30 protein-coding genes are annotated in these 26,007 nt (G+C 30.7%); 26 read left to right on the top strand and 4 right to left on the bottom strand.

The window, feature by feature from the left end; translation table 11 throughout:
- Positions 1 to 23 precede the first annotated feature (23 nt).
- Positions 24 to 785, top strand: a complete 762-nt coding sequence (locus ACIJYB_RS06965) for a Bax inhibitor-1/YccA family protein (protein WP_435150844.1) — start codon at positions 24 to 26, stop codon at positions 783 to 785.
- Positions 786 to 787: 2 nt separating this feature from the next.
- On the opposite strand, the gene ACIJYB_RS06960 is transcribed toward ACIJYB_RS06965, so the two are convergent.
- Positions 788 to 1,132: a DUF2794 domain-containing protein gene (locus tag ACIJYB_RS06960; RefSeq protein ID WP_435150842.1), complete on the bottom strand. Its 345-nt coding sequence runs from the start codon at positions 1,130 to 1,132 to the stop codon at positions 788 to 790.
- A complete protein-coding gene (locus ACIJYB_RS06955) occupies positions 1,122 to 1,676 on the bottom strand; it encodes a septation protein A (RefSeq protein WP_435150840.1) in 555 nt (184 codons plus the stop codon). Before ACIJYB_RS06955 ends, ACIJYB_RS06960 begins: the two co-directional genes overlap by 11 nt.
- 86 nt (positions 1,677 to 1,762) lie before the next feature.
- Here ACIJYB_RS06955 and hspQ point away from each other — a divergent pair, with 86 nt between their 5' ends.
- The 22 genes from hspQ to ACIJYB_RS06845 all read left to right on the top strand — a co-directional run bounded on the left by hspQ (position 1,763) and on the right by ACIJYB_RS06845 (position 21,485).
- Entirely contained in the window at positions 1,763 to 2,083 is a 321-nt protein-coding gene (gene hspQ / locus ACIJYB_RS06950) for a heat shock protein HspQ (protein WP_271524506.1), read from the top strand.
- Positions 2,084 to 2,243: 160 nt separating this feature from the next.
- Positions 2,244 to 2,951: a heme ABC transporter permease CcmC gene (gene ccmC / locus ACIJYB_RS06945; protein ID WP_435085809.1), complete on the top strand. Its 708-nt coding sequence runs from the start codon at positions 2,244 to 2,246 to the stop codon at positions 2,949 to 2,951.
- A complete protein-coding gene (locus tag ACIJYB_RS06940; RefSeq protein ID WP_435150839.1) occupies positions 2,948 to 3,175 on the top strand; it encodes a heme exporter protein CcmD in 228 nt (75 codons plus the stop codon). The genes ccmC and ACIJYB_RS06940 overlap by 4 nt, the downstream gene beginning before the upstream one ends.
- 10 nt (positions 3,176 to 3,185) lie before the next feature.
- Positions 3,186 to 3,605 carry a cytochrome c maturation protein CcmE gene (ccmE, locus tag ACIJYB_RS06935; protein WP_435150837.1) on the top strand — a complete coding sequence of 140 codons (420 nt, stop codon included), beginning with the start codon at positions 3,186 to 3,188 and terminating at the stop codon, positions 3,603 to 3,605.
- 151 nt (positions 3,606 to 3,756) lie between these two features.
- A complete protein-coding gene (locus ACIJYB_RS06930) occupies positions 3,757 to 5,487 on the top strand; it encodes a heme lyase CcmF/NrfE family subunit (protein ID WP_435150835.1) in 1,731 nt (576 codons plus the stop codon).
- On the top strand, positions 5,477 to 5,995 hold the full coding sequence (locus ACIJYB_RS06925; protein ID WP_435150834.1) for a DsbE family thiol:disulfide interchange protein: 519 nt from the start codon (positions 5,477 to 5,479) through the stop codon (positions 5,993 to 5,995). Before ACIJYB_RS06930 ends, ACIJYB_RS06925 begins: the two co-directional genes overlap by 11 nt.
- Positions 5,992 to 6,357, top strand: coding sequence for a cytochrome c-type biogenesis protein (locus ACIJYB_RS06920; protein WP_435150833.1), 366 nt, complete (start codon positions 5,992 to 5,994; stop codon positions 6,355 to 6,357). The genes ACIJYB_RS06925 and ACIJYB_RS06920 overlap by 4 nt, the downstream gene beginning before the upstream one ends.
- A gap of 10 nt (positions 6,358 to 6,367) precedes the next feature.
- Positions 6,368 to 6,877 carry an acyloxyacyl hydrolase gene (locus ACIJYB_RS06915; RefSeq protein WP_435150831.1) on the top strand — a complete coding sequence of 170 codons (510 nt, stop codon included), beginning with the start codon at positions 6,368 to 6,370 and terminating at the stop codon, positions 6,875 to 6,877.
- 8 nt (positions 6,878 to 6,885) lie between these two features.
- Positions 6,886 to 8,037 (top strand): alpha-hydroxy acid oxidase, encoded by a 1,152-nt coding sequence (locus ACIJYB_RS06910; RefSeq protein WP_435150829.1) that lies wholly within the window; start codon positions 6,886 to 6,888, stop codon positions 8,035 to 8,037.
- A 74-nt stretch (positions 8,038 to 8,111) separates the two neighbouring features.
- Positions 8,112 to 9,275 carry a pyridoxal phosphate-dependent aminotransferase gene (locus ACIJYB_RS06905; RefSeq protein ID WP_435150827.1) on the top strand — a complete coding sequence of 388 codons (1,164 nt, stop codon included), beginning with the start codon at positions 8,112 to 8,114 and terminating at the stop codon, positions 9,273 to 9,275.
- Positions 9,276 to 9,279: 4 nt separating this feature from the next.
- Positions 9,280 to 10,776, top strand: coding sequence for an FAD-linked oxidase C-terminal domain-containing protein (locus ACIJYB_RS06900; protein ID WP_435150825.1), 1,497 nt, complete (start codon positions 9,280 to 9,282; stop codon positions 10,774 to 10,776).
- Positions 10,730 to 12,007 carry an FAD-binding protein gene (locus ACIJYB_RS06895; protein ID WP_435150823.1) on the top strand — a complete coding sequence of 426 codons (1,278 nt, stop codon included), beginning with the start codon at positions 10,730 to 10,732 and terminating at the stop codon, positions 12,005 to 12,007. The genes ACIJYB_RS06900 and ACIJYB_RS06895 overlap by 47 nt, the downstream gene beginning before the upstream one ends.
- Positions 12,007 to 13,302, top strand: coding sequence for a glycolate oxidase subunit GlcF (glcF, locus tag ACIJYB_RS06890; protein WP_435150822.1), 1,296 nt, complete (start codon positions 12,007 to 12,009; stop codon positions 13,300 to 13,302). The genes ACIJYB_RS06895 and glcF overlap by 1 nt, the downstream gene beginning before the upstream one ends.
- Positions 13,303 to 13,304: 2 nt before the next feature.
- Positions 13,305 to 14,258: a 2-hydroxyacid dehydrogenase gene (locus ACIJYB_RS06885; RefSeq protein WP_435150820.1), complete on the top strand. Its 954-nt coding sequence runs from the start codon at positions 13,305 to 13,307 to the stop codon at positions 14,256 to 14,258.
- A gap of 189 nt (positions 14,259 to 14,447) precedes the next feature.
- Entirely contained in the window at positions 14,448 to 15,605 is a 1,158-nt protein-coding gene (locus ACIJYB_RS06880; RefSeq protein WP_435150818.1) for a TRAP transporter substrate-binding protein, read from the top strand.
- Positions 15,606 to 15,695: 90 nt separating this feature from the next.
- Entirely contained in the window at positions 15,696 to 16,268 is a 573-nt protein-coding gene (locus ACIJYB_RS06875) for a TRAP transporter small permease subunit (RefSeq protein WP_435150816.1), read from the top strand.
- A gap of 2 nt (positions 16,269 to 16,270) precedes the next feature.
- Positions 16,271 to 17,632, top strand: a complete 1,362-nt coding sequence (locus ACIJYB_RS06870; RefSeq protein ID WP_435150814.1) for a TRAP transporter large permease — start codon at positions 16,271 to 16,273, stop codon at positions 17,630 to 17,632.
- A gap of 7 nt (positions 17,633 to 17,639) precedes the next feature.
- The gene (locus ACIJYB_RS06865) at positions 17,640 to 18,968 is read left to right on the top strand and encodes an amidase (protein ID WP_435150812.1); all 1,329 of its coding nucleotides are present in this window, start codon (positions 17,640 to 17,642) and stop codon (positions 18,966 to 18,968) included.
- Between the two features lies 1 nt (position 18,969).
- Positions 18,970 to 19,146, top strand: a complete 177-nt coding sequence (locus ACIJYB_RS06860; RefSeq protein WP_435150810.1) for a hypothetical protein — start codon at positions 18,970 to 18,972, stop codon at positions 19,144 to 19,146.
- Between the two features lie 17 nt (positions 19,147 to 19,163).
- Positions 19,164 to 20,069, top strand: coding sequence for a DMT family transporter (locus ACIJYB_RS06855; RefSeq protein WP_435150809.1), 906 nt, complete (start codon positions 19,164 to 19,166; stop codon positions 20,067 to 20,069).
- Positions 20,053 to 20,871 carry an alpha/beta hydrolase gene (locus ACIJYB_RS06850; RefSeq protein WP_435150807.1) on the top strand — a complete coding sequence of 273 codons (819 nt, stop codon included), beginning with the start codon at positions 20,053 to 20,055 and terminating at the stop codon, positions 20,869 to 20,871. The genes ACIJYB_RS06855 and ACIJYB_RS06850 overlap by 17 nt, the downstream gene beginning before the upstream one ends.
- A 50-nt stretch (positions 20,872 to 20,921) precedes the next feature.
- Positions 20,922 to 21,485 carry a hypothetical protein gene (locus tag ACIJYB_RS06845; protein WP_435150806.1) on the top strand — a complete coding sequence of 188 codons (564 nt, stop codon included), beginning with the start codon at positions 20,922 to 20,924 and terminating at the stop codon, positions 21,483 to 21,485.
- Here the strand turns inward: ACIJYB_RS06845 and ftsY are convergent.
- Together ftsY and dapF are read right to left on the bottom strand one after the other, a co-directional pair.
- On the bottom strand, positions 21,478 to 22,395 hold the full coding sequence (gene ftsY, locus ACIJYB_RS06840; RefSeq protein WP_435150805.1) for a signal recognition particle-docking protein FtsY: 918 nt from the start codon (positions 22,393 to 22,395) through the stop codon (positions 21,478 to 21,480). The two genes, ACIJYB_RS06845 and ftsY, sit on opposite strands and share 8 nt — an antisense overlap.
- Entirely contained in the window at positions 22,395 to 23,219 is an 825-nt protein-coding gene (gene dapF / locus ACIJYB_RS06835; protein ID WP_435150804.1) for a diaminopimelate epimerase, read from the bottom strand. Before dapF ends, ftsY begins: the two co-directional genes overlap by 1 nt.
- 161 nt (positions 23,220 to 23,380) lie before the next feature.
- Between dapF and ffh the strand changes: the two genes are divergently transcribed.
- From ffh to trmD, 3 genes are read left to right on the top strand one after another with little or no spacing between them, the layout of a single operon-like run.
- Positions 23,381 to 24,739 carry a signal recognition particle protein gene (gene ffh, locus ACIJYB_RS06830; RefSeq protein WP_435085771.1) on the top strand — a complete coding sequence of 453 codons (1,359 nt, stop codon included), beginning with the start codon at positions 23,381 to 23,383 and terminating at the stop codon, positions 24,737 to 24,739.
- Between the two features lie 15 nt (positions 24,740 to 24,754).
- Positions 24,755 to 25,294 carry a 30S ribosomal protein S16 gene (gene rpsP / locus ACIJYB_RS06825; protein WP_435150803.1) on the top strand — a complete coding sequence of 180 codons (540 nt, stop codon included), beginning with the start codon at positions 24,755 to 24,757 and terminating at the stop codon, positions 25,292 to 25,294.
- A gap of 15 nt (positions 25,295 to 25,309) precedes the next feature.
- A complete protein-coding gene (gene trmD / locus ACIJYB_RS06820; protein WP_435150801.1) occupies positions 25,310 to 25,996 on the top strand; it encodes a tRNA (guanosine(37)-N1)-methyltransferase TrmD in 687 nt (228 codons plus the stop codon).
- The last annotated feature ends 11 nt before the right edge of the window (positions 25,997 to 26,007 follow it).

Raw genomic sequence — 26,007 nt, 5'->3', positions numbered from 1 at the left:
AAGGCTATTATATATTAATCATTATGGAATTTAATAAAAACGGAATCTTAAATAGAGCTAAAGCAGCTCAACAGTCAACAGTTGTAATGGATGAAGGCTTAAGAGCCTACATGCTAAAAGTTTATAATTACATGGCAACTGGAATTTTATTAACAGGAATAGTTGCATTACTTACATTTAAAATGTCAGTAGTTACTAATGATGCAGGTTCAATTGTAGGACTTACACAGATAGGTAACGCAATTTATATGTCAGGATTAAAATGGCTAGTTATGTTGGCACCTCTAGGTATCGTTTTTTATATGAGTTTTGGCATTAATAAAATGAGTGCATCAAAAGCTCAAACAACTTTTTGGGTTTTTGCTGGATTAATGGGTTTATCATTATCCTCAATTTTATTAGTTTACACTGGTATGAGTGTTACTAGGGTTTTCTTTATATGTTCAGCAACGTTTGGAGCAATGAGCATTTATGGCTACACAACTAAAAGAGATTTAACAAAATTAGGTTCATTTTTAATGATGGGTTTAATTGGAATAATAATTGCTTCGATAGTTAACATATTCATGAAATCTTCAATGATGTATTTTGTAATATCAATCTTGGGTGTTTTAATTTTTGTTGGTTTAACAGCTTACGATACTCAAAAGATCAAAAATATGTACGCTGTAAGTGACACTGGTGAAATCATGGGTAAAAAAGCTGTGATGGGTGCTCTTACTCTTTATCTAGACTTTATAAATTTATTTATAATGTTACTTAGACTATTTGGTCAAAGAAGATAATTTTATTTCTGTAACTTTTTCCAATTAGTATTTTTTAGTAAAATCTTAAGGTCAAAAGAGTTTTTTAATATTTTTCCACTAGTATCTGTTATTAAATATTTTAGATTTTTATTTTTAGGCTTAAAATTTTTACAAATTTTGTACAAAGCATTTTCGGCTGCATTTCTAAAAACACTGAAGCTCACTTGTTTACTAGAGATGCTTAGACCATAATCTTTCCACGATCCTTCAGAAACCATTTTTGCATATAAATCTAAAATAACCTTCAGCTCATCTCTTTCAAAAAATTGTCTTTCTTCTGGCTGTTTATGAGGGTTATTGATTACAAGCTTTAAATTACTGGGCATCAATTTTGTGTTTATTAATTAAAGGTATTTGAAAACCAGTAAAAATTATAGTGATTGGCAACATTCCCCATACTTTAAAATTTACCCAAAATTCCTCAGTTTGTGTTCTCCAAACACATTCATTTAGTATTGCTAGACCAAAGAAAAAAAATATCCATCTTTTATTCAATAGTTCCCATCCAATATCTGTTAAAGGTATTGATTTACCCATAATTTTTTTCAAAACAGGCTCCTTAGTAAAATATTTTCCAAAAAATAAAGCCAAAGCGAATAAAATATTAATAATTGTTGGCTTAACATAAATAAATATCGGATCATTAAAATAAATAGTTAGCCCTCCAAAAAATGTAATCAAGATTCCACTTATTAATGGCATCATTGGTATTTTTTTTTCAAAAAACCAAACGATGGCTAATGCAACTAAAGTTGCAACTATAAGTGGAGGGATAGCAACTGATAAATTTTTTCCACTATTGTAGTAATAAAAAAAAAATATTGCTAATGGTCCAAAATCTGTAACAAATTTTAAAAATGATTTATTCACTAAAAAGATATTAACATATTTGCCACATCACAAAACATTTATATTTTTAGCATTGATTTTTATTTTTAAATACCCATACTAAAGCTATGCCAATTCAAAAAGCTAAATTCTCAATTGGAGATATTGTAAAACATAAACACTTTGAGTTTAGAGGTGTAATTTATGATGTAGATTTTGAATTTAATAATTCTGAAGAATGGTATCAGTCAATTCCAAAAAACGTTAGACCGAGAAAAGACCAACCTTTTTATCATTTACTAGCTGAAAATGATGAAATTACTTATGAGGCATATGTTTCCCAACAAAACCTTCTTATGGATGATTCAGATGAACCTATTAAACATCCTCTAATTGAAGAGATTTTTTCAGGAAAAAAGGGCTCAAGTTACTTCAAGATGTCTAACTAAAGACATCATTTTTCAAACACATTTAGCTCAAATCTAGGCCACACAAGCTTGGCAATATAATTCATATTCTGATCAAGGATGTTAATCGTTAATTTAAAATTATTATCTCCCTCTGCATTCTTGATCGGAAATCCTTTTCATAATAAACATTAATAAAAATATGTTTAAACTCTTTCAACCAAATAAAATTTTTCAGATAACTTCCAAGGCACCAAAATATATTTTATTTTTATTTGTAATTGTGATTTCAGTTGGATTGACAGAAGCTCTAGTTTTATCGCCAGAAGATTATAAACAAAGTGATGCTGTCAGAATTATGTATGTACATGTTCCAGCTGCTTGGATTTCTTTAGGAATTTTTTCTTCTATAACATTTTTATCAATTAGTGGATTTATTTTTAAGAACAAAAATTTATTTTTAATTGCTAAAAGTTTAGCTCCCTCTGGTTTTGTTTTTAATATTATTGCATTAGTTACGGGTTCCATTTGGGGTAAGCCAACGTGGGGAACTTGGTGGGCCTGGGATGCACGAATTACCTCAATGTTAATATTAGCTCTATTTTATGCAATGTATTTAATTTCTTGGAGAATTTATGAAAATGAAGAAAAAGTTTTTAAGATCAGTACTATTATTACAATTTTAGGAATTATAAATGTTCCAATTATAAAATATTCAGTTGATTGGTGGAACACACTTCATCAACCAGCGTCAATTAATATTTTGTCAAAAAGCTCAATTCACTCATCGATGCTTTTTCCATTATTGATAATGACTGCGGCATTTGCTCTTTTTTCATTGCTAATTTTCTTAATGAAATATAATACAGAACTGATAAAAATTAAAAATAAAGGCCTAGATAGATTATGATTAATGAACTACTTTTTATGAACGGATACGGTGTTTACGTTTTATCTGCTTTCAGCTTTACTCTTTTGAGTTTCACAGCTCTTTATTTAGTTACAAAAATTCAATTTGTTAAGGAGCAAAATAAATTTGTTGCTAAATTTGGATCTCTTAACACTGAGAAAGCTAATTCTGCAAAATCACAAAGAATTAATAAAGAAATATTAGCTAACGCCACAAACAATTAACTTTTAAACCATGTATGGTCGTAAAGTTAAATTAAGATTTTTGTTTGTAGTAATTATTTTTATAACTTTAGTATTAACTGTCTTTTTAGTTTTAAAATCACTTGAAGAAAATGTTGTTTATTTTCAGTCTCCATCAGAAATTAATTCTTCTATAGAACTAAATAAAAGTAAAATTAGAGTGGGTGGTATGGTTAAAAAAAATTCAATTTCTATTAATTCTAACGAAATTAATTTTATTATCACTGATTTTAAAAATGAAATAAATGTCACTTTCACTGGAGCAGTACCAAATCTTTTTGAAGAAGAAAAAGGAGTGGTTGCCGAAGGTTTTTTAAAAGATCGAAATGTTTTATCTGCTTCAAAAATTTTAGCAAAACACGATGAAAATTATATGCCACCAGAAGTAAAAGCAGCATTGGAGGATAAATAAATTGCTTTATAGCTCTATTGGATACTACGCATTAATTTTAGGGCTAGGTATTAGTTTAATACTTGTTTATTTTTCAATCAAAAATTTTCAAAATTCTTCAACACTTAATACAAAGATATTATCTTTTACTTTTCTACAATTCTTTTTTGTTGTGATCAGTTTTGTAAGTTTAGTAATATCTTTTGTATTATCTGATTTCAGCAATGAAACAGTCTTTAACAACTCTCATACTACAAAACCACTTTTTTATAAAATAGCTGGAACATGGGGAAACCATGAGGGAAGTTTACTGCTATGGCTGCTAGTATTAACTTTATTTATTTTAATCTTTTTTTTAAAAACTAAAAACCAACCACTTAAATATAAGCTTCTAACTTTAATATTTCAGCAAATTATAATTATAGGATTTTTTCTTTTCTTAATTCAAACATCAAATCCATTTAATTTTATTTTCCCAACACCTGAGGAAGGAATGGGCCTCAATCCTATACTCCAAGATCCTGCTTTAGCAATTCATCCACCAATTTTATATTTAGGATATGTAGGATCATCAATTATATTTTCATCAGCTTTAGCTGCAACTTATCTTAATCTAGTTTCAAAGGTATGGGCCTCACATATAAAAAAATGGATTATTGCTTCATGGGTATTTCTAACTTTAGGAATTTTACTAGGGTCTATTTGGGCATATTATGAGCTAGGTTGGGGTGGTTTTTGGTTTTGGGATCCAGTTGAAAATGTTTCTTTAATGCCTTGGTTGGCATTGATGACTCTTTTGCATTGCATCATTGTATTAGAAAAAAAACAGGTTTTAACATCCTGGGTAATCATTTTGTCAATTTCTACATTCACATTAAGTATGTGTGGAACTTTTTTAGTAAGATCTGGAATTCTTAATTCTGTTCACACTTTTGCAAATGACCCAGAGAGAGGCCTATTTATTTTGGTTTTCTTATTTTCTTTAATTTTTATCTCTCTATTCATTTTTTTCTTTTTTCATAAAAGCAGTCCAAATAATTCAAATAGTTTTTTTTGGTTAAGTAAAGAAACATCAATAATAATTAACAATTGGTTTATGATGTATTTTTTGTCTGTGGTTCTAATAGGAACTATTTATCCAATCTTCCTTGAAGTTCTATCATCTCAAAAAATATCTGTAGGACCACCATTTTATCACAAATTAATAATTCCATTTTTAATCCCATTCTTAATGGCTATGGCTATTGGACCTAAATTAAAATGGATCAAATCAAATATAGTAGACAAATTCTATTTAGTATTATTCTTTGCAATTTCAATTGTATTATCTTTTTTAATTGTCAAAAAATTTAGCACCAATCTACTTATAAATACAATTTTAGTATCAAGTGCTCTCTATTTATTTTTTATAACTTTAAGAGATTTTTTTATCAGAAAATATAGTAACATTTCGCAGAACATTGCTCATTTTGGATTTAGTTTATTAATTTTAAGCATTTTATTAAATAATTTATTTTCTAGTGAAATAATTACCAATCTAAAAGTGGGAGAAACATTTACATCCTCAAAAACAAAAATAGTATTTAAAAGCATTAATCAAAAACAAGAAAAAAATTATAAATCTATTATAGCAAACTTTAGTATTGAAAATATAAATGAAACAATTGAAGATTTGTCACCTGAGTTAAGAATATATAATCAGCCAAACATAGTGACTAGTGAAGCAGATATTAAAACCACATTGTTGTCAGATAAATTTATAGTGATCAATATTGTTCAAAATCAAAATTACTTTAATGTTAGATATCAAGTTAAGCCATTTATGTTGTGGATTTGGATATCAGTAATATTGATTAGTTTTGGTGGATTATTAAGTTTTTTTAAAAGAGAACATGAAAAATAAATTATTACCAATATTTATAACTTTAATTTTTATAATTATTTTTATATTTTTTTACAAAGGGCTGCAGAATACAAGTATTTATACCCCACAAACAAAGATTAGTAATAAAATACCATCATTTAAAGGTGATTTATTTTATTCAGATGAAACAATAAATTCATCAAATTTTTTTAAATCAGAAAAATTTTATTTATTAAATATTTGGTCGTCATGGTGTGTGCCGTGTAGAAAAGAACATGTTTTATTAATGGACTTAAAAGAAGTTAAAAAACTAAAAGTGGTTGGAATTAATTATAAGGATAAAAAGATCAATGCAGAAAATTTCTTATCTGAATTAGGAAATCCCTATGAAAAAATAATTTTTGATCAAGAGGGTATTATTGCAATTGAATGGGGTGCATATGGAGTGCCCGAGTCTTTTTTGATAAAAGATGAAGTTATAATAAAGAGATATATTGGACCTCTAGACAAAAAACTAACTGAAGAAATTAAATCAATAATAAAATGAAAATATTTAAATTATTTTTTATCATTTATTTAATTTCTTCTTTCAATAACTTAGAAGCTAGTAATGATGATATAAAAAGTAAAATAACAAAAAATTTGAGGTGTTTAGTTTGCCAAGGTCAATCTGTTTATGACTCAGACTCTGAATTTGCTATTAGTATGAAAATTTTAGTAGATAAAAAATTAGCAGAAGGTTTTTCTGAAATTCAAATTTATGATTTTTTTAAAGAAAGATATGGCGAATGGATTTTGTATGATCCAGAACTTAATAAAAACACATATATTTTGTGGTTATTGCCAATATTGATATTTGTCATTGGAGGTGCAATAATCATTAAAAGTTTTATAATTAAAAAAAATTAACACAATCGATATGGTTTTAAAAAAATTTTGTTCAGTTCTTTTCTTTGTTTTGTTTGCATTTTCAGTAAATGCAGAGGAATTAAAAAATGAGAAAAATACTGAATTTAATGTTTATTCAGGCATGTTTGATTTCAGTGATGATGGTAAAAAGTCCACACTCATTGGATTTCAGCATCAAAATGAAAATCTTAACAGAGATACTTTTTTAGGAAACCTTTCACCTATCACAGGGGCTTTAATTACATCAGATAACGCTGGTTATATTTATACTGGTGTTCAGGCACAGTATAAAATAGGATTATTGAACATTACACCAAGTTTTACACCAGGTTTATATCACGAAGGTAATGGTAAAGATCTCGGGCATATGCTTGAATTTAAAAGTGAAGTTCAGTTATCTTTCGATTTATCAAAAAATACTGAATTAGGTTTTTCATATAACCATCTGTCAAATGCTAGTTTGGGAGATAAAAACCCTGGTGCAAATAGTTATATGTTTAACTTTTTTAAAAATTTTTAATTTAATTAATGAATTTAAAAGATTGTCATAATTTTAATGATTTTAGAAAATTAGCTAAAAAAAAATTACCTTCACCAATTTTTCATTATATTGATGGTGGAGCAGATGATGAAACTACACTTAAAAGAAATACAGAAGCATTTAATGAATGTGATTTAGTTCCTAATATTCTGGCAAGTGTGGGAAAACCAGATTTATCGACAACTGTCTTTGGTAAAAAAATTGATATGCCAATATTTTTATCTCCTACCGCAATGCAAAGACTTTATCATCATGATGGTGACAAAGCCTCAGCAAGAGCTGCTGAAAAATTTGGAACTTTTTATAGCATGTCTACAATGGCTAATAATACAATTGAAGAAATAGCTGAAATTTCAAAAGGTCCTAAATTATTCCAACTTTATGTTCATAAAGATCAATCAATCACAGATGACCTGATAGAGAGATGTAGATCATCTAATTATGATGGTATGTGTTTGACTGTTGACACATTGGTTGCTGGAAACAGAGAGAGAGATCATAGAACTGGATTTACAACACCTCCAAAACTTACACTTCAAAGTTTAATAAGTTTCGCAATGCATCCTGGGTGGGTATTCAACTATTTTACACACGGAAAATTTGAATTAGCCAACGTAAAGAACAAAACAGATAAAGGAACAAATATTTCAAAATCAGTGATTGAATATATTAATGAACAATATGATCCAGCTATGAATTGGAAAGATGCCGAATATTGTGCAAAAAAATGGAACAAACCTTTTGCTCTTAAAGGCGTGATGTCAGTTGATGATGCGAAAAGAGCAATTGACATTGGTTGTACTGCTATAATGATTTCCAATCATGGGGGCAGACAATTAGATGGATCAAGATCTCCTTTTGATCAAGTAAAGGAGATTTCAGATGCTGTGGGTGATAAACTCGAAATTATTTTAGACGGTGGAATTAGAAGAGGAACACATGTTTTAAAGGCTTTAGCAGCAGGTGCAACAGCATGTAGTTTTGGAAAAATGTTTTTATTTTCATTAGGTGCTGGAGGTCAAGCTGGAGTTGAGCGTCTGTTGCAGAATATGCATGATGAAATAAATCGAAATATGGTACTAATGGGATGTAAAAATTTAAAAGAACTTAATAAAACTAAAATTATTTATCGAAGATAAAAATTAATTACTTATAAAAATTATATATAAAAAAAATTAATTATTAAAAAAATTGAAAAGGATAGATTTGAATTATGAAACTAGCAGCTAGTTTAAATCGTTTAGGAACAGAGTCAGCATTTAGTGTTTTAGCTGAAGCTAAAAAATTAGAGGCACAAGGAAACCCTATGATACACTTAGGGTTAGGTCAGCCTGATTTTAAAACACCAAAACACGTAGTTGAAGCTGCAAAAAAAGCTTTAGATGATGGTCACCATGGATATGTTATGTCAAATGGTATCCCCGAATGTAGACAAGCAGTAACAAGATGGATTAAAAGAAGATACGATGCTGATGTAGATTTTGAAAGAATTTTGATCATGCCCGGTGGAAAGCCAACTATGCATTATGCAATTCAATGTTTTGGTGAGCCTGGAGCTGAAATAATTCATCCTACACCTGCTTTTCCAATTTATGAGTCTATGATTAATTATACAGGATCAACGGCAGTTCCTTATGATTTAACAGAAGATAAAGATTTAAAATTTAGTGCTGATAAAATTTTGTCATTAATAACTGATAAAACAAGATTGTTAATTTTGATTAATCCAAATAATCCCACAGGAAGTTTTGTAGAAAAACCTGAAATTGATAAATTAGCTGAAGGACTAAAGAAACATCCACATGTAACGATTTTAAGTGATGAAATTTATAGTAGACAAATTTTTGATGGAAAAGAAATGCCAACTTTTTTTAATTATCCAGAACTTAGAGATAGATTAATTGTTTTAGAAGGCTGGAGTAAAGCTTATTCAATGACGGGATGGAGATTGGGTTGGAGTTTTTGGCCAGAAAATTTAGTTGAGCATGTAAACAAACTTTTAATCAATAGTGTATCATGCGTGAACGCAGCTGCGCAATTTGCAGGAATTGCTGCTCTTGATGGTCCAGATGACTCTATACATGATATGATGGAAAAGTTTACTCAAAGAAGAAAATTAATTCATGAAGGATTAAATAGCTTACCAGGTGTTGAGTGTAGTTTGCCAGGTGGAGCGTTTTATGCTTTTCCAAAAGTAATTGGTACTGGAATGAATGGAGCTGAGTTTTGCAAAAAAGCTATGCATGAAGCTGGAGTTGCAATAGTTCCGGGAACTGCATTTGGCAAAACTTGCAATGATTACGTGAGATTTAGCTTTGCAGCTTCTCAAGATAACATATCTAACGCATTGGAAAATATCAAAAAAATGCTAGGCTGAGACTATGTCTCAAATAGTGCTGCCGAAAATTGATAAATCAATTTTAATTAGAAAAGACGAAATTGTTAAAAAATTATCGAAGATTATTAATTCTGATAATATTTTAAGTGAAGCAGATGAGGTGAGACCTTATGAAACTGATGCGTTGTCAGTTTATACTCAAACACCTTTAGCTGTAGTATTACCAGAAAATACTCAAGAGGTAAGTGAAATACTAAAATATTGTTATAAAGAAAATATAAAAGTAGTTCCAAGGGGAGCTGGTACTGGTTTATCTGGAGGTGCTTTGCCATTGCAAGACGCAATACTTTTAGGTTTGGGTAAATTTAATAAAATTATAGAAATTGATTATGAAAATAAATGTGTTGTAACTCAGCCCGGAGTAACAAATCTTGGCATAACACATGCTGTCGAGCACAAAGGTTATTATTATGCTCCAGATCCTTCCAGCCAGTTAGCTTGTTCTATTGGAGGCAATGTTGCAGAAAACTCTGGAGGTGTTCACTCATTAAAATATGGAACAACAACCAACAATATTCTTGGTGCTGAAATGGTAATGATGGATGGAACAATTTGTAGATTTGGAAGCAAATCTTTAGATCAGGAAGGTTATGATTTAATGGGTTTAATTTGTGGATCAGAGGGATTGTTAGGAGTGTTAACTGAAGTAACTGTTAAAATTTTGAAAAAACCTCAAGTAGTTAAAGCAGCATTAATCGGTTTTCCTACAATAAAAGAAGGTGGAGATGCAGCCTCAGAAATAATCTCAAAAGGTATTGTTCCAGCTGGAATGGAAATAATGGATAAAGCTTTAATTGAGGCTACTGATAACTTTAGTAAGGCTGGTTATCCTAGAGATGCAGAATTGTTATTGATTGTAGAGCTTGATGGGACAGAGTCAGAAGTAAACGAGCTGATTAAAAAAGTTGAAACTATTTGTAAAAAAAATAATTGCTCCAGTCTTAAATTGAGCAAAAATGAAAAAGAGAGATTATCATTTTGGGCAGGAAGAAAAGCCGCTTTTCCAGCGTGTGGAGCAATGGCGCCAGATTATTATTGTATGGATGGGTCAATTCCAAGAGGTAAGTTAGCAGAAGCTTTGTTAGAGATTAAAAAATTATCTAAAAAATATAATTTACCAGTTGCAAATTGTTTTCATGCGGGGGATGGAAATTTACATCCACTAATTATGTTTGATGGTAATGATAAAGAACAATTAAAAAAGACGGAAGAGTTTGGAACAGAAATATTAAAAACTTGTGTTAAACTTGGCGGTGTGATTACTGGAGAGCATGGTGTTGGAGTTGAAAAAAGAGAATTAATGTGCGAAATGTTTAATAACACAGATATTCAACAACAATTAAGTATTAAAAAGTCACTAGATGAAAAGAACTTATTAAATCCAGGTAAGGTATATCCAATACTCAGAAAATGCGCAGAACAAGGAAGGGTTCATGTCCACAAAAACAAAGATAAATTCCCAGATCTTCCAAGATTCTAATAATATTTATTATCCAAATAATGAATTAGAAGTTTCAGAATTAATTAAGGAGTTTTATAAATTAGACTCACCAACAGAAATTGTAGGAACAAATTCAAAAAATTATATTGGAAATAAAACGCAATCAGCCAACACAACTTCATTATCAAAATTATCAGGTATTGTTGATTATAAACCTGAAGAACTTTACATAAAAGTTAAAGCTTGTACGCCAATCATTGAGATCGAAAAAAAATTAGAGGAATACAATCAAGAACTTGCTTTTGAAACAATTGATTTTGGATATATTGAAGATGGCAAATCCAACAAGGGAACAGTGGCTGGATATCTATCATGTAACTATGCAGGATCGCGAAGATTTAAAGTTGGAAGTGTAAGAGATCACATTTTAGGCTTTAGAGGTATTAATGGAAAAGGAGAAATAATAAAATCAGGTGGAACAGTTGTAAAAAATGTTACAGGTTATGATTTATCGAAACTTATAACCGGCTCTTTCGGTACATTAGTTGCTTTAACAGAAATTACACTTAAGGTTTTACCAAAAAAAGATGCTTCTAATACTGTAGTTATTTATATTAATGAACCTGATAAAATATTTGAATTATTTGATAAATTATCTGGCTCGAGTAGTGAAATTTCTGGCGCCACATATATCCCTGAAGAAAAAAATAATGATTTTATAACTAATAAACATAATATTTTTAAGTTTAATGATTTAAAATCTGGTGTTTCATTTTTAGCTTTTAGAGTTGAAGGAGATAAAATTTCTATAGATGAAAAAGTTAAAATATTAAAAAAAGAGCTTAATTTAAATGAACTCGATTTTTCAATTTTAGATGTTTATCAATCGGAACCGTTTTGGAAAAAAGTGAATAATTTAGAGTTATTTGAAAAAACTAAAAATAACGTTCTAAGATTAGTTATTCCACCATCACATGGTTCAAAACTTATTAAATATCTTGAGAATAAACATAAGTATTATGTTGATTGGTGTGGGTCGTTATTTTGGATTGAAGTACAAAAAAAAAAGGAACAAAAAATAAAAGAATTAAAGAAAATAGCACGAGATTGTGGTGGATACTTAACAGTTATTAAAACATCTTCAGATTATGATTATGGAGAACCAGTTTTTATGGTTGATGATATACGTTTAATGATATCAAAAAAAGTAAAAATAAGTTTTGATCCTAAAAGAATTTTAAATCCGGGTAAAATGTATAGGGGAGTTTAATGCAGACTAATTTTACAGAAAAACAATTACAAAATTCTGACAATTTGGCTACAGAAAAAGTTTTTAAAAAATGTGTGCACTGTGGAATGTGCAATGCAACTTGTCCAACTCATCAACTTTTAGGGGACGAGCTAGATGGTCCACGTGGAAGAATTTACTTAATTAAAGATATGTTGGAAAACAACAGAAAACCAACAGAGAAAGTTGTTAAGCATATTGATAGATGTTTGTCATGTTATAGTTGTATGACAACATGTCCTGCTGGCGTAAATTACATGCACATAATTGATCATGGAAAAAAGTATATAGAAAAAAATTATGAAAGATCTTTCTTTGATAAACTAATTAGATATTTTTTATCTTTGGTTCTCCCAAATACAAAAATATTTAGGTTATCAAGTTTTTTTGTTAAATTAATTAAACCTTTTAAATTTTTAATGCCTTTAAAAATTAGAGATATGATAGATTTAATGCCAACAACTTTTCCAAAAAAAAAATTAGCAAATAAAGAAATTTACAAGGTTGTAAGTAAAAAGAAAGTTGCAAGAGTCGCTCTATTAACTGGCTGTGTTCAAAAAGAAATTTCTCCACAAATAAATGAAGCAACTATTCGATTATTAAACAGGCATGGAGTTGAGGTTGTAGTTCCAAAAAAAATCCGATGTTGTGGATCTTTAAATCATCATTTGGGAAAAAAAGATGATGCTCATCAAGATTTTAAAAATAATATTAACACTTGGTATGAGGAGCACCAAAAAGGTAATTTAGATGCAATTTTATCAAATACATCAGGTTGTGGTACTACAATGAAAGATTATGGTTTTATTTTTAGAGATGATGAGGAATTAAGTAAAAAGGCAAAGATTATTTCTGATTTAACTAAAGATATTTCTGAATATATTTTTGAAAGTTTGAAATTGGATATCAAAGAAAAAAACAAAAAATATAAAGTTGCTTATCACTCAGCTTGTTCAATGCAACATGGTCAAAAAATTCATTCACAACCAATTTCCCTCTTAGAAAAAACAAATAACGAAATTCTTGAAATCCCTGAGGGTCACATTTGTTGTGGTTCAGCAGGTACTTACAATATTTTACAGTCAAAAATAGCGAAACAATTACTTAATAAAAAAGTCAATAATATAGAGACTTTAAAACCTGATTTTATTTCAACTGGAAATATTGGTTGTATTACCCAAATTTCTCATGGTACAAAAGTTCCAATTGTACACACAATTGAAGTTTTAGATTGGTATACAGGAGGCCCAAAACCACAAGCACTGCAAAGGAATTAATTATGAAGAAGATATTGATTACAAGAAGACTACTCAAAGATTGTGAAGATAAAGCTCGAAATACTTTTGACGCAAAAATAAATTCAAATGACGAACTGTATTCACAGTCAAAATTAATTGAATTAAGTGAGGGTTGTGACGCTGTGTTGACATCTTTGACTGATAAGATGGATGAAGAAACAATCAATAAACTACCCGATACTGTTAAAGTAATATCAAATTTTGCTGTTGGATTTGGAAATATAGATTTAGAAGCTGCCAAAAAAAGAGGAATAGCGGTTACCAACACTCCTGAAGTTTTGTCAGACGCAACTGCTGAAATAGGGATTCTTCTTATTTTAGGAGCATGTAGAAGAGCAGCAGAGGGAATTGAAGCTGCCAAAGAAAGTAATTGGAAATGGTCTGCAGATTATTTAATTGGGAAGCAGTTAACAGGTACTAGACTCGGTATTTTGGGAATGGGAAGAATTGGACAAAAAATTGCAAAAATTGCAAAGTCACTTGGAATGATAATTCATTATCATAATCGTTCTAAATTAAGTGAAGAAAAAGAACAGGGTGCTATTTATCATGATAGTTTAAAAAGTCTTTTTTCAGTATCAGATGTTTTGTCAATTTGTTGTCCTGCTACAAAAGAAACTGTTAATTTAATTAACAAGGAAACAGTTGAATATTTTCCTAAAGGTGCAGTAATCACAAACGTTGCACGAGGTGATATTGTAGATGATGAAGCTTTAATTGATGCTTTAAATAGAAGAAAAATTTATGCAGCTGGTTTAGATGTTTATAAAGGAGAACCAAACTTAAATCCTGGTTACCTAAAAATTAAAACTGCTTTTATTTTACCACATCTTGGAAGTGCCACTAAAGATACCAGAACCGCAATGGCTAATCTTGCAATAGATAATATTGATGAATTCTTCAATACTGGTAATTGTAAAAATCAAGTAAACTAAGTTTTTTAGAGAAATTGTTATTTTTTCAAGTAATACAAAATTATATATACTAGCTAAAAAATTGATATAGATCAAATAATACCACTTTAGATTGTATCAAAAATGGGTATGGGTCATTTAAGTTATAGACTCCAATCTTCAATTAGAATTAAATTGTAAAAGTTAATTAACTAATAAGAGGAGATACTAATGATTAAAGATAAGAAATCATTGAAGGATTCAAAAACACCTTCAAGACGTAAGTTCTTTAAAGCAGCAGCAGCCACAGGTGCGGCAGCAGCAACAGCTGTAGCAATGCCAAATGTAGCTTTTGGTGCTCCACTAACTTTAAAGATGCAAGCAGCTTGGCCTTCAGGCGCAAACATTTTTTTTGAAATGGCGCAAGATTATTGCAACATGGTAGATGCAATGTCTGGAGGAACTTTAAAAATCGACCTTCAACCCGTTGGAGCGATTGTTAAAACTTCAGAAGTTGGACAAGCAGTAAGTTCAGGTGTAGTAGATATGGGTCACTGGGTGACTGCATACTGGTACGGTAAGAATGCTGCAGCTTCACTTTTTGGAACTGGTCCTTCATACGGAATGTCATCTCAAGAAGTTATGGGATGGATGGAATATGGTGGAGGAAGAAAACTATATGAAGAAGCAGTAGCTTCAGTAGGATTTGATTATGTTGGATTCTTTCATATGCCGATGCCAGCACAACCTTTTGGTTGGTTCAAAAAGAATGTAACTAAAGTGTCTGATGTTAAAGGGATGAAATATAGAACGGTTGGTTTAGCGACTAACGTTTTAACTGCTATGGGAATGGTCGTAAGACAATTACCTGGTGGTGAAATTCAGCCAGCGATGAAAACAGGTTTGATCGATGCTGCTGAGTTTAATAACCCAACATCTGACTCACAGTTTGGAATGCAAGATGTATCTAAACACTATCACTTAGGTAGTTTTCACCAATCCCAAGAAATGTTTGAGATACCAGTGAACAAGAAAAGATACAATAGCCTTTCACCTGCTCATCAAGCTATCTTGAAAAATGCTGCTTATGCTGCAAACTCAGATAACTACTTCAAGGCTTTAGTTAGATATTCAACTGACTTAGCTAAATTGATGAATGAGCATAAGGTTAACGTTTACCAAACATCTGATGCTATCTTAGCTGAACAATTAAAAGGCTGGGATAAAATAGTTGGTGAGTTTTCTGCGAAGGATCCTTTCTTCAAGAAAATTATCGACTCTCAAAAAGCATACGCTAAAAGAACAATGAAGTATCTGTTGATGAATCAACCGAACTACAAATTAGCTTATGAAAATGAGTTTGGTCCAATCGGAAAAGTTAAAATTTAATTAACTTTTAAATTATTTAAAAAAGGGGGAATTGTATCCCCCTTTTTTTCTTTTACATTTTTAAAAAATTAAGGAATTCTAAATATTGAAATGAGAGCTTTCATAAAATTTGCTGACACTTTAAGCACTTCAATGGGTAAAGCATTTTCATGGTGCATTGTTATTTTAATGGGTGGAACAGTTTATGAAGTAACAATGGCTTATGGCTTTAACAAACCAACATTATGGAATTTTGATTTTAGCATGCAAATGTATGGCGCAATACTTATGATGTCGGGTGCTTACTGTTTAGCTGAAGAGGCCCATGTAAGAGGAGATGTTATTTACAGATTATTTAGTGAGAGAAAACAAGCTTGGATTGATTTAATACTTTATTTTATTTTCTTTTTTCCTGGTGTGGTAGCTTTAGCATTTTATGGGTTTGAATATGCAGCTTTAGCATGGAAAATAAAAGAAACTAGCTGGAGTAGTCCAGCTCAAATTCAAATTTATATGGTTAAATCAATGATACCAGCCGCAGGTATTTTGCTTATAATACAAGGGATCAGCGAAGTATTTAGATCAATTATATGTATTCGAGAAGGCAAATGGCCGGTAAGAATGGTTGTTGCAGAAGAAACAGAAAAAGTTTTAATGAGACAAGCTGAAAGTGAGAACAAGTAAATATGTTGTTTGGTCTTACAAATCCTGAAGTGGCAATCTTCATGATGGGAATATTTTTATTCGCTGTGCTTTTAGGTTTTCCAATAGCATTTACGTTAATGGCAATGGGAATTGGATTTGGCTACTACGCTTATTATGATCCAACAATGATGGAGCATATATTTGATAATAGAATATTCCAATTATTTGTTCAAAATACCTACACAGTTATGGACAACAATGTCTTAACTGCTGTTCCTTTATTTTTATTTATGGGTTATTTGGTTGAAAGAGCAGGGATAGTTTCAAAATTATTCTTTGCTATAAGATTAGCAGCACATAGACTTCCAGCGTCAATGGCCGTAGCTGCATTAATAACTTGTACATTATTTTCTACTGCCACTGGAATTATAGGGGCGGTCGTAACACTAATGGGTTTGCTTGCTTGGCCTGCGATGGTGAAAGCAGGTTATGATAAAAAATTTGCATCAGGTGTGATTTGTGCCGGGGGATGTTTAGGAATTTTGATACCGCCAAGTATTATGTTAATTGTATATTCTGTAATTGCACAACTATCTCCACTGAGATTATTTGCTGCTGCAATTTTTCCAGGATTACTTTTAGCTAGTCTATATATCGGCTATGCAGTTTTTAGAGCATGGATGGATCCTTCAATTGCACCGAAACCTAAAGAAGAGGATATACCGCCTCGAGCAGAAATTTTAAAAGAAGTATTAGTTTCTTTTGTGCCGCTTTTTGGACTAATCATGTTAGTACTTGGAACTATTTTAGCTGGAATAGCAACGCCAGCAGAAGCGGCTGCAGCAGGAGCGTTTGGAGCAATATTGTTATCATGGTTTTATAAAACTTTAAAATGGCAAAACTTTAAGGAATCTGTATTTTTAACAGCAAAAACCACTGCAATGATTATGTGGTTGTTTATTGGTTCTTGGACTTTTTCTTCAGTTTTTTCTTATCTAGGAGGTCATGAAGTATTTGAACACTTCTTCACTTCAATTAATATAACAACTTGGCAATTTTTAATAATTACTCAAATAATAATTTTTCTTTTAGGTTGGCCTTTAGAATGGACAGAAATTTTAATTATTTTTGTTCCAATATTTTTACCATTATTAGAAGTGTTTGATGTTAACCCATATTTCTTTGCAATGTTAATTGCACTGAATTTGCAAACATCTTTTTTAACTCCTCCAATGGCAATGTCAGCTTACTATTTAAAAGGTGTTCAAAAAACTAATGTTGAGTTAATGGACATATTCAGAGGAATTATGCCATTTCTAGGTATTGTAATATTTGCAATGTTTTTAATGTACATGTTTCCTGGAATTGCACTATGGTTACCAGAAACATTATTTGCGAATTAGATAAAAAATGACAGACATATTTTCATTAAAAGTTGAAGACATAGTATCTAAAATAAATGATGCTCAACTGACTTCTGTCGAAGTTTGTCAAAAATATATCGAAAGAATAAATAAATTTGAAAAAGATGTAAAAGCTTGGGTACATTTAGATAAAAAACTTTTGCTTGAAAAAGCAGCTGAGGCTGATGAATATAGACGATCTGGAAAACCAACAGGTCCATTGCATGGAATACCAGTTGCTCTAAAAGATATTATTGGAACAGTTGATATGCCCACTGAGTGTGGAACCCCAATTAGAAAAGGTAAATCTTATTCTCAAAATGCTGAAATAGTTGATTTACTTCTTTCTGCGGGAGCAATTGTTATGGGCAAAACAGCAACGTCTGAACTTGCTTACCTTGGTCCTTCAAAGACTACAAACCCACATGATCATTTAAGAACTCCAGGAGGCTCTTCTAGTGGATCAGCAGCTTCTGTTGCATCTTTTATGGCACCACTATCTATTGGTTCACAAACTGGAGGATCAGTAATAAGACCAGCATCTTATTGTGGTGTTGTTGGATACAAACCAACATATGGATTGATTTCAAGAAATGGAGTCTTAAAAACTTCAGATAAATTAGATCACATAGGAGTATTTGGAAGATCAGTTGAAGATGTTGCTTTACTTGCAAAAGTTTTAATTAAGAAAGATAATCACGATAAAGCAACAGTCCACTATTCAACAGAGAACATGCTAAATGAAACAAAAAAAGGACCTTTGTTTGAACCAAAATTTATTTTTTATAAAACTGATTATTGGAAGTTACTTGATAAAAAATCAAGAGATGCATTTGAGTATTTCATAAAATCATTTAAAAACAATATTGAAGTTTTTGATACACCTTCATACTTTAAAGATATTCACAAATATCATCAAATAATTCATGAAACTGATTTGGCAAATAATTTTGGACTATATTTTAAGAAATATAAAAAAAAACTATCTAAATATATGCAAGATGCCATTTTAAAAGGTAATAAACATTCAGCAAAAGATTATGCTGAAGCTATTGATTTTATGAAAAGAAGCTATGAATCATATGAAGAAGTGTTTGAAGATTATCATGGTGTTCTGACACCTTCTAGTCCAGGTGTTGCTCCAAAAAGCTTAAAAAGCACAGGCACTGCAGAATTCAATAAGGTTTGGTCTTATCTTGGTACACCATGTATTTCTCTTCCATTGCTTCAGGGGGATGGTGATATGCCTCTAGGAGTACAATTAGTGGGTGCTCGTTATGATGATCATAGGTTTTTAGGTGTTGCCAATTGGTTAGAAAAAGAATGTAATAAATAAAATGCAAAAATTTACAACATTACTTGGGTCTTTGCTTGCAGGTTCTTTTTTAATTGGATTAGCAACAACGCTAACACGATCGTCCATGATTGGTTTTTTTGATGTTCTGCCAGTTTACATTTTGATGGGTGTTGCTATCTTTATGATGTTGTACGAAGCTTTCTTTGATAAAAAATAATTATTAGTTAAAAAAATTTGCCTAACCAAAAAAATAATTTTTTAGCTTTTTCACTTTTATTTATTCAGCCAATTTTTATGGCATCTAATTTGATTGTCGCAAGAGGTGGTGTTGAATATGTGCCACCAATTTCATTAGCATTTTGGAGATGGACGGTAGTAGTCTTATTGCTTCTACCATTCACATTATCTTTTTTAATAAAAAATTTAAAAATAATTAAAAAAGAATTTAAAAAACTTTTCTTTTTAGGTGCAATGGGGTGTGGTGTTTGTGGAGCCTTTCCCTTTTTAGCAGGGGAAACAACTACGGTTACTAATATGGGAATTATTTATACTTCTTCACCAATATTTATTATTCTAATTTCAGCAATTTTTTTTAATGAAAAAGTTAATCTTATTAAAATTATTGGTTTAGTTTCATGTTTATTGGGAGTTTTTGCAATCATTATCAAAGGTGATTTTAATTTATTATTAAATTTAAACTTTACAATTGGAGACCTGTGGATGTTAGCTGCTGCTATTGGCTGGGCCCTTTATTCTGTCTATCTTTTTTATTGGAAGTCTAAATTGCCTATTTTTCAAAGATTTACATTAGTAGCATTTTTTGGAGCAGTAAGTTTGCTTCCTTTTTACATAATTGAAGAAGTAGCTGTTCAAAGAACTTTATTTAATTCACAATTTTTTTTATGGGTTATATTTGCAGCAATATCTCCAGGAATAATCGCTTTCACTCTTTATACTCAGGCTCAAAAAAGCTTGGGTGCGTCTTTAACTGGTTTTACACTCTATATTTTTACAATTTATGCTGCAATTTATGGATTTATATTTTTTAATGAAAAACTGGAAACTTTTCATTATTTAGGCACAGTTTTAGTGTTCTTTGGTGTTTATTTGGCTAAAAAAAATTATGAAACTAAAACGTAGGAATTTTTTTTTGGAATTATTTATTGGAATAATTGTTGTTTATGCCTCAGTGTTAATTCTTCTTTTTATTTTTCAGCGAAGCTTAATGTATCATCCGGATGAGAACAATTACTTTGGTGACAAGTTGGAAGTAGACGTTGAAAAAGTAAAGATTGTAACTTCAGATAATATAGATCTATTAGGTTGGTTTCACAAAAAAGATATCAAAAAATTTAAGACAATTGTTTATTTTCATGGCAATGCTGGAAAACTTGAAAATAGAATTCACAAATTAAATCATTTTAAAGATATGGATATTAACTTTTTAATAATAGCTTGGAGAGGTTTTAGTGGCAACAAAGGAAAGCCTAGTGAAAAAGGGCTTTATATAGATGCTAGAAGTACTATTCAGTGGCTCAAAAAATTAGGTTTAAAAGAAAAAGATATTATACTTTATGGAGAGTCTCTTGGAACTGGCGTTGCAACTGAAATAGCGCAAAGTAATAATTATGCTGGAATAGTACTTGAGACACCCTTTACTTCAATGGTTGAAGCTGCAAAAAACTTTTATCCGTATATTCCAGTGTCTCTATTGTTAATGGACAAATATGACAATCAAAACAAGATTAAAAATATTAACATTCCAGTTTTAGTAATGCATGGTGAAGCTGATCAAATAGTTCCTTTTTGGATGGGCAAAAAAATTTATGAAATGGCTAATCAACCAAAGTATTCATATTTTACTAAATTTGACGATCATATGATGGAATATGATGAAAAGCTTTTATTTAAGTTAGAAAAATTTATCAAAAGTTTAAATTAAGCCACATTCTAAACAAACATAGCACAAATTCTTTTATTAAATATTAAGTTGTGAATAAATTATTTTTTATATTTATTATTTTTTTTTCTTTTAAAAACTTTGTTGGAGCAGAAGAAAATAAATCACTAGTAGATAATTTATTCCATATAGATCAAATGAACTCACATAATGAAAATTTTGCTCTATATTTTAAAACGAGGGAGAAGGCGATATTGGCAAGGGGAGAAAATAGCAATTATATAAATGATTTCCCTAAAGATCTTTATATATATGATTATAAAACAAAAAGTTCATCTCCACTAATTTCTTATGAATGGTTTCCTAAAAGAGCAAAATATTTTCTTGAAGAATATGACTTTCCAATATTTCCAGACGATTTTGCTTATTATCTTTTAAAAGATAACAGAACATTAGTAATGATAAGTGCTATTAAAAGTTTAAATGCTAATTTCAAATTTGATATTAGTGAAAAAAAATTAGAACTTTATCCAAAAAATGGAAAATTTGATTTTATTATCTCATCAATAGCTAAAAATTGTGGGCATGATAATTTCAAAGAAAATTATAAGTGCAGTTTCTATAAACCTTTAATATCAAGTACTTTAATCAATTAATCTGAGTAAAAGCATCAGCAAATTTTTCTGCATCAAAAATTTGTAGATCATCCTCTTTTTCCCCTAAGCCCAGAGCAATAATTGGAAGCTTGTATTTTTTAGCAACAGCTAAAAGTATTCCTCCTTTAGCGGTACCATCCAACTTTGTCATAATCAGACCAGTGATGGGGATAATTTTGTTAAATTCTTCAACTTGATTAATTACATTTTGACCTGATGTTGCATCTAAAACTAAAATTACATCGTGAGGAGCTTCAGGATCAATTTTTTTTGTTACATTTGCAATTTTTTTATATTCTTCCATTAGATTTTTTTTATTCTGCAATCTTCCAGCGGTATCAATTAAAACGTGAGTAAAGTTATTTGCAATTGCACTTTCTATAGCTTTATAAGCTACAGACGCTGGATCTGCACCCTGTGAAGATTTAGTGATTTCAACATTTACTTTATTTGCCCAATTTTCTAATTGTTCAATTGCTGCAGCACGAAAAGTATCTGACGCAGCAAGCATAACTTCATTTCCATTTGCTTTTAATATTTTACTAATTTTTCCAATGGTAGTTGTTTTTCCAACTCCATTAACACCTGAAACTAATGTAGCGTTAATTTTATCTTTTTTTTTAAAAAAGGAATTATTTTCAAGAGGTTTCATCAAAGAAATAATGTATTCTTTTAAAATTGTACTTATTTCTTCGGTAATATCTTTCTTTGGATCAATTTTACTTTCTGAGATTATCTCTTTAATTTCAGAAGCAGCAACGACGCCAACATCAGACTGAATTAAATATTCTTCAATTTTATCCAAAGTTTTGTCATCTATTTCTTTTTTTATAACTATATCTCTTAATCCAGATGTAAAAGCAGATGCACTTTTTTTAAAACCAGATTTAAATTTATCAAAAATTCCCATTAAATATTAATCTCAATATTTTTAATATTTGAGACAGGCCCTTTCATGTGAATACTATTGTTTTCATCAATAGAAATAGACAATTTACCTAGTGAGAATTCTATATCAGTTGTTTTATCTGTTAGTCCATTAATATTTGCTGCTACAGCAGTAGCACATGCTGCTGTTCCACAGGCCTTTGTAAGTCCAGCACCTCTTTCCCAAACCTTAACTTTAATTAATTTTTTACTAATAACTTTTGCAAGAGTTACATTACATTTCTCCGGAAAATAATTATGATTTTCTATTTCAGGTCCTATCTTTTTTAAATCATAATCTTCGATATCATCTACAAAAAATACAACATGAGGATTTCCTACATTAACAGAAGTTCCACCTATATGCTCAACGTTATTTTTATTCACAATTTTGATATTCAAGTTTTTTGTATCTAAATTTTTGTTTAATGGAATTTCATTCCAATTAGTTTTTGGAATTCCAATTTCAGTTTCTACTAAATTATTACCTAAAATTTGTGATTTTAATGCACCAGATGAGGTCCAAAGTACAATTTCTTTATCGTTATTTTCTTTTGATAAAAGATCAGCTACACACCTAGTACCATTTCCACAAGCACCAGAAATACTTCCATCTGAATTATAGAACTCTAATCCAGCATTTTTTTTATCACTTTTTTGAATAAATATTAATTGATCACATCCAATAAATCCTCGATCACATATTTTGATAATCTGATCTTTGGTTAGATTGTAATTCTGACTTCGTTGATCAATAATTACAAAATCATTGCCTAAACCATCCATTTTAAAAGCTTTAATATCCATATATAGATATTTAACTTATTTATTGACTTTTTGAACCTCTATTATAGGTTGTCCCCGTTTCCGCAAAAACATTAACTTTGCGGTGTCTTTGGAAACAAAGAGATCGACACTAGTCAGCGAGGCTTCGCCCACTAGTGCGATTACTGCTGTGCGTAATAAATATGTTTGAAAATTTAACAGGTAAATTCGAAGAAATTTTTTCTTCTTTAAAAAAAGCCCCTTCACTTGATGAAGCTCAAGTAGATGAGGGATTAAGAGGTATCAGGCAAGCTCTGTTAGAAGCAGATGTTACTTTAGAAGTAGCCAAAGATTTTATAGAAAAAGTAAAACCCAAAGTTTTAGGTAAAGAAATTATTAGATCAACCTCCCCTGGGGACATGGTTGTAAAAATTGTATATGATGAATTAGTCAATTTATTAGGCGAGTCAAATAGCGAGATAAATCTTAGTGCCGTTCCACCTGTTCCCATGATGCTTGTTGGACTACAAGGTTCAGGAAAAACAACTACTACTGCAAAATTAGCAAAATATCTAGAAACCAATAAAAAGAAAAAAGTAATGATGGTTAGTCTTGATATTTATAGACCGGCCGCACAAGAACAGCTTAGATCTCTAGGAGAGCAAAACAACATCTTAACGCTTCCAATAATAGAGGGTCAACAACCAACTGATATTTGCCAAAGAGCCATTAGTGCCGCAAATCTTAATGGTGCTGAAATTATTTTATTTGATACTGCAGGAAGAACTCAAATTGACTTACAAATGATGAGTGAAATTAAACAAATAGAAAGTGCAATTAATCCTACAGAGACGTTTTTAGTTGCAGACTCTTTAACAGGGCAAGTTGCAGCCTCTGTTGCAAAAGAATTTAAAAATACAGTGAATCTTTCAGGGATAATTTTGACTAGAGCTGATGGTGATGCAAGAGGTGGAGCAGCTGTTAGTATGAAATATGTTTCAAATGTTCCAATTAAATTTTTAGGTATAGGTGAAAAAATTGATAACCTTGAAGTATTTCATCCTGACAGAATAGCAAACAGAATTCTTGGTATGGGAGATATAGTTTCTCTTGTAGAAAAAGCTGCACAAGATTTGGGTGAAGAAAATATTAAAAAAGCAGAGGAAAATTTAAAAAAGGGTCAATTTTCTATGCAAGATTATTTAACCCAGTTAAGACAAATGAAAAAAATGGGTGGTATTGAAGGAATAATGTCCTTTATGCCTGGAGTTTCAAAAATGAAATCTCAAATGGATTCAGCAGGAATTGACGAAAGTATTATTACTAAAAATGAAGCTATTATTTTGTCGATGACTAAAAAAGAAAGAGAGAACCCAAAACTTATTGATGGGTCGCGAAAAAAAAGAATTGCTAATGGCTCTGGCACAGATCCAGCCACTATCAATAAATTGCTTAAGCAATTTAAAATGATGTCTGAAATGATGAAGAAGATGTCAAAAGGAAATCTGAAAGGTATGTCTGATAAAGGAATACCGCCAGAGCTATTTAATCAATTAAAATAATAAAAAGGAGAACAAATGTTAAAACTAAGACTATCAAGAGGGGGAACAAAGAAAAGACCTGTTTACAAAGTTGTTGTAGCAGACAGTCGATTTGCAAGAGATGGAAGATTTATTGAGAAAGTGGGATTTTTTAACCCTCTTTTGCCTAAAGAAAAAAAAGAAAGAGTTGCTCTTGAAGCTGAAAGAATTAAATATTGGCTAGGTCAAGGTGCCCAACCAACAACTAGAGTTGCAAGAATTTTAGGTGAAAATGAATTAATGCCAATGCCTGCAAATGGTAATAACCCTAAAAAAGCAGTTCCAAAAAAAGAAAGAAAAAAAGAAGGTGAAGAAGCTCCAGCAGCTGCACCGAAGACAGCAGCTCCAGCAGCAGAGGCTCCTAAAGAAGAAGCTCCAGCAGCAGAAGCAGCTCCAGCAGCAGAGGCCCCTAAAGAAGAAGCTCCAGCAGCAGAGGCCCCTAAAGAAGAAGCTCCAGCAGCAGAAGCAGCTCCAGCAGCAGAGGCCCCTAAAGAAGAAGCTCCAGCAGCAGAGGCTCCTAAAGAGGAACAAAAATAATTTTAAAGATTATTTATGTGGCAAGCTCAAGTGTTTACACTTTATCCAGAAGTTTTTCCTGGGCCTTTATCAAAAGGCCTATATGGAAAAGCTTTGTCTAAAAAATTATGGGATTTAAATATTATAAACATTAGAGATGCGGCTGAAGATAAACATAAAACAGTTGATGACACTCCGTATGGCGGAGGCTCTGGAATGCTTTTAAAAGCAGATGTCCTAGCAAAATCTTTAGATCAAAATAAAATTGAAGGTGAGAGAATAATTTACTTATCACCTAGAGGTAAAAAATTTGATCAAAATTGTGCTCAAAAATTGTCAAATGAGAAATCTGTATCATTTATCTGTGGGCATTTTGAAGGAGTTGATGAAAGAGTGCTATCTACTAGAAATATAGAGGAAATAAGTATTGGAGATTATATTTTATCAGGAGGTGAAACAGCAGCATTTGTTATGATTGATAGCATATTAAGACTTTTGCCTGGTGTTTTAGGTAATGAAAATTCTAAAGCAGATGAAAGTTTTGAAAATGGGTTATTAGAGTATCCACAGTACACAAAACCTCAAATTTGGGAGGAAAAGGCTGTTCCGGAGGTCTTATTATCTGGTGATCACAGTAAAATTAAAGACTGGCGTTTATCTCAATCTGAGGCTATAACACGCGTCCGAAGACCAGATTTATGGCAAAAATATAAGAAAAATTAATTTGATAAATA

It is taken from the genome of Candidatus Pelagibacter bacterium nBUS_44 (assembly GCF_051200895.1).
GTDB lineage: Bacteria > Pseudomonadota > Alphaproteobacteria > Pelagibacterales > Pelagibacteraceae > Pelagibacter.
The sequence above is the reverse complement of the archived record's forward strand: the minus strand, read 5'-3'. Positions and strand labels throughout refer to the sequence as shown.

Excerpts from the sequence above, each read along its gene's own strand:
- ACIJYB_RS06860 (WP_435150810.1), top strand. The coding sequence starts at position 18,970 with ATGCAAAAATTTACAACATTACTTGGGTCTTTGCTTGCAGGTTCTTTT.
- ACIJYB_RS06965 (WP_435150844.1), top strand. The coding sequence starts at position 24 with ATGGAATTTAATAAAAACGGAATCTTAAATAGAGCTAAAGCAGCTCAA.
- ACIJYB_RS06910 (WP_435150829.1), top strand. The coding sequence starts at position 6,886 with ATGAATTTAAAAGATTGTCATAATTTTAATGATTTTAGAAAATTAGCT.
- ACIJYB_RS06940 (WP_435150839.1), top strand. The coding sequence starts at position 2,948 with ATGATTAATGAACTACTTTTTATGAACGGATACGGTGTTTACGTTTTA.
- ffh (WP_435085771.1), top strand. The coding sequence starts at position 23,381 with ATGTTTGAAAATTTAACAGGTAAATTCGAAGAAATTTTTTCTTCTTTA.
- ACIJYB_RS06865 (WP_435150812.1), top strand. The coding sequence starts at position 17,640 with ATGACAGACATATTTTCATTAAAAGTTGAAGACATAGTATCTAAAATA.
- ACIJYB_RS06875 (WP_435150816.1), top strand. The coding sequence starts at position 15,696 with ATGAGAGCTTTCATAAAATTTGCTGACACTTTAAGCACTTCAATGGGT.
- rpsP (WP_435150803.1), top strand. The coding sequence starts at position 24,755 with ATGTTAAAACTAAGACTATCAAGAGGGGGAACAAAGAAAAGACCTGTT.
- ccmE (WP_435150837.1), top strand. The coding sequence starts at position 3,186 with ATGTATGGTCGTAAAGTTAAATTAAGATTTTTGTTTGTAGTAATTATT.
- ACIJYB_RS06850 (WP_435150807.1), top strand. The coding sequence starts at position 20,053 with ATGAAACTAAAACGTAGGAATTTTTTTTTGGAATTATTTATTGGAATA.
- ACIJYB_RS06915 (WP_435150831.1), top strand. The coding sequence starts at position 6,368 with ATGGTTTTAAAAAAATTTTGTTCAGTTCTTTTCTTTGTTTTGTTTGCA.
- ACIJYB_RS06870 (WP_435150814.1), top strand. The coding sequence starts at position 16,271 with ATGTTGTTTGGTCTTACAAATCCTGAAGTGGCAATCTTCATGATGGGA.
- ccmC (WP_435085809.1), top strand. The coding sequence starts at position 2,244 with ATGTTTAAACTCTTTCAACCAAATAAAATTTTTCAGATAACTTCCAAG.
- dapF (WP_435150804.1), bottom strand. The coding sequence starts at position 23,219 with ATGGATATTAAAGCTTTTAAAATGGATGGTTTAGGCAATGATTTTGTA.
- trmD (WP_435150801.1), top strand. The coding sequence starts at position 25,310 with ATGTGGCAAGCTCAAGTGTTTACACTTTATCCAGAAGTTTTTCCTGGG.
- ACIJYB_RS06880 (WP_435150818.1), top strand. The coding sequence starts at position 14,448 with ATGATTAAAGATAAGAAATCATTGAAGGATTCAAAAACACCTTCAAGA.
- ACIJYB_RS06885 (WP_435150820.1), top strand. The coding sequence starts at position 13,305 with ATGAAGAAGATATTGATTACAAGAAGACTACTCAAAGATTGTGAAGAT.
- ACIJYB_RS06895 (WP_435150823.1), top strand. The coding sequence starts at position 10,730 with ATGTCCACAAAAACAAAGATAAATTCCCAGATCTTCCAAGATTCTAAT.
- glcF (WP_435150822.1), top strand. The coding sequence starts at position 12,007 with ATGCAGACTAATTTTACAGAAAAACAATTACAAAATTCTGACAATTTG.
- ftsY (WP_435150805.1), bottom strand. The coding sequence starts at position 22,395 with ATGGGAATTTTTGATAAATTTAAATCTGGTTTTAAAAAAAGTGCATCT.
- ACIJYB_RS06925 (WP_435150834.1), top strand. The coding sequence starts at position 5,477 with ATGAAAAATAAATTATTACCAATATTTATAACTTTAATTTTTATAATT.
- ACIJYB_RS06960 (WP_435150842.1), bottom strand. The coding sequence starts at position 1,132 with ATGCCCAGTAATTTAAAGCTTGTAATCAATAACCCTCATAAACAGCCA.
- ACIJYB_RS06900 (WP_435150825.1), top strand. The coding sequence starts at position 9,280 with ATGTCTCAAATAGTGCTGCCGAAAATTGATAAATCAATTTTAATTAGA.
- hspQ (WP_271524506.1), top strand. The coding sequence starts at position 1,763 with ATGCCAATTCAAAAAGCTAAATTCTCAATTGGAGATATTGTAAAACAT.
- ACIJYB_RS06905 (WP_435150827.1), top strand. The coding sequence starts at position 8,112 with ATGAAACTAGCAGCTAGTTTAAATCGTTTAGGAACAGAGTCAGCATTT.
- ACIJYB_RS06920 (WP_435150833.1), top strand. The coding sequence starts at position 5,992 with ATGAAAATATTTAAATTATTTTTTATCATTTATTTAATTTCTTCTTTC.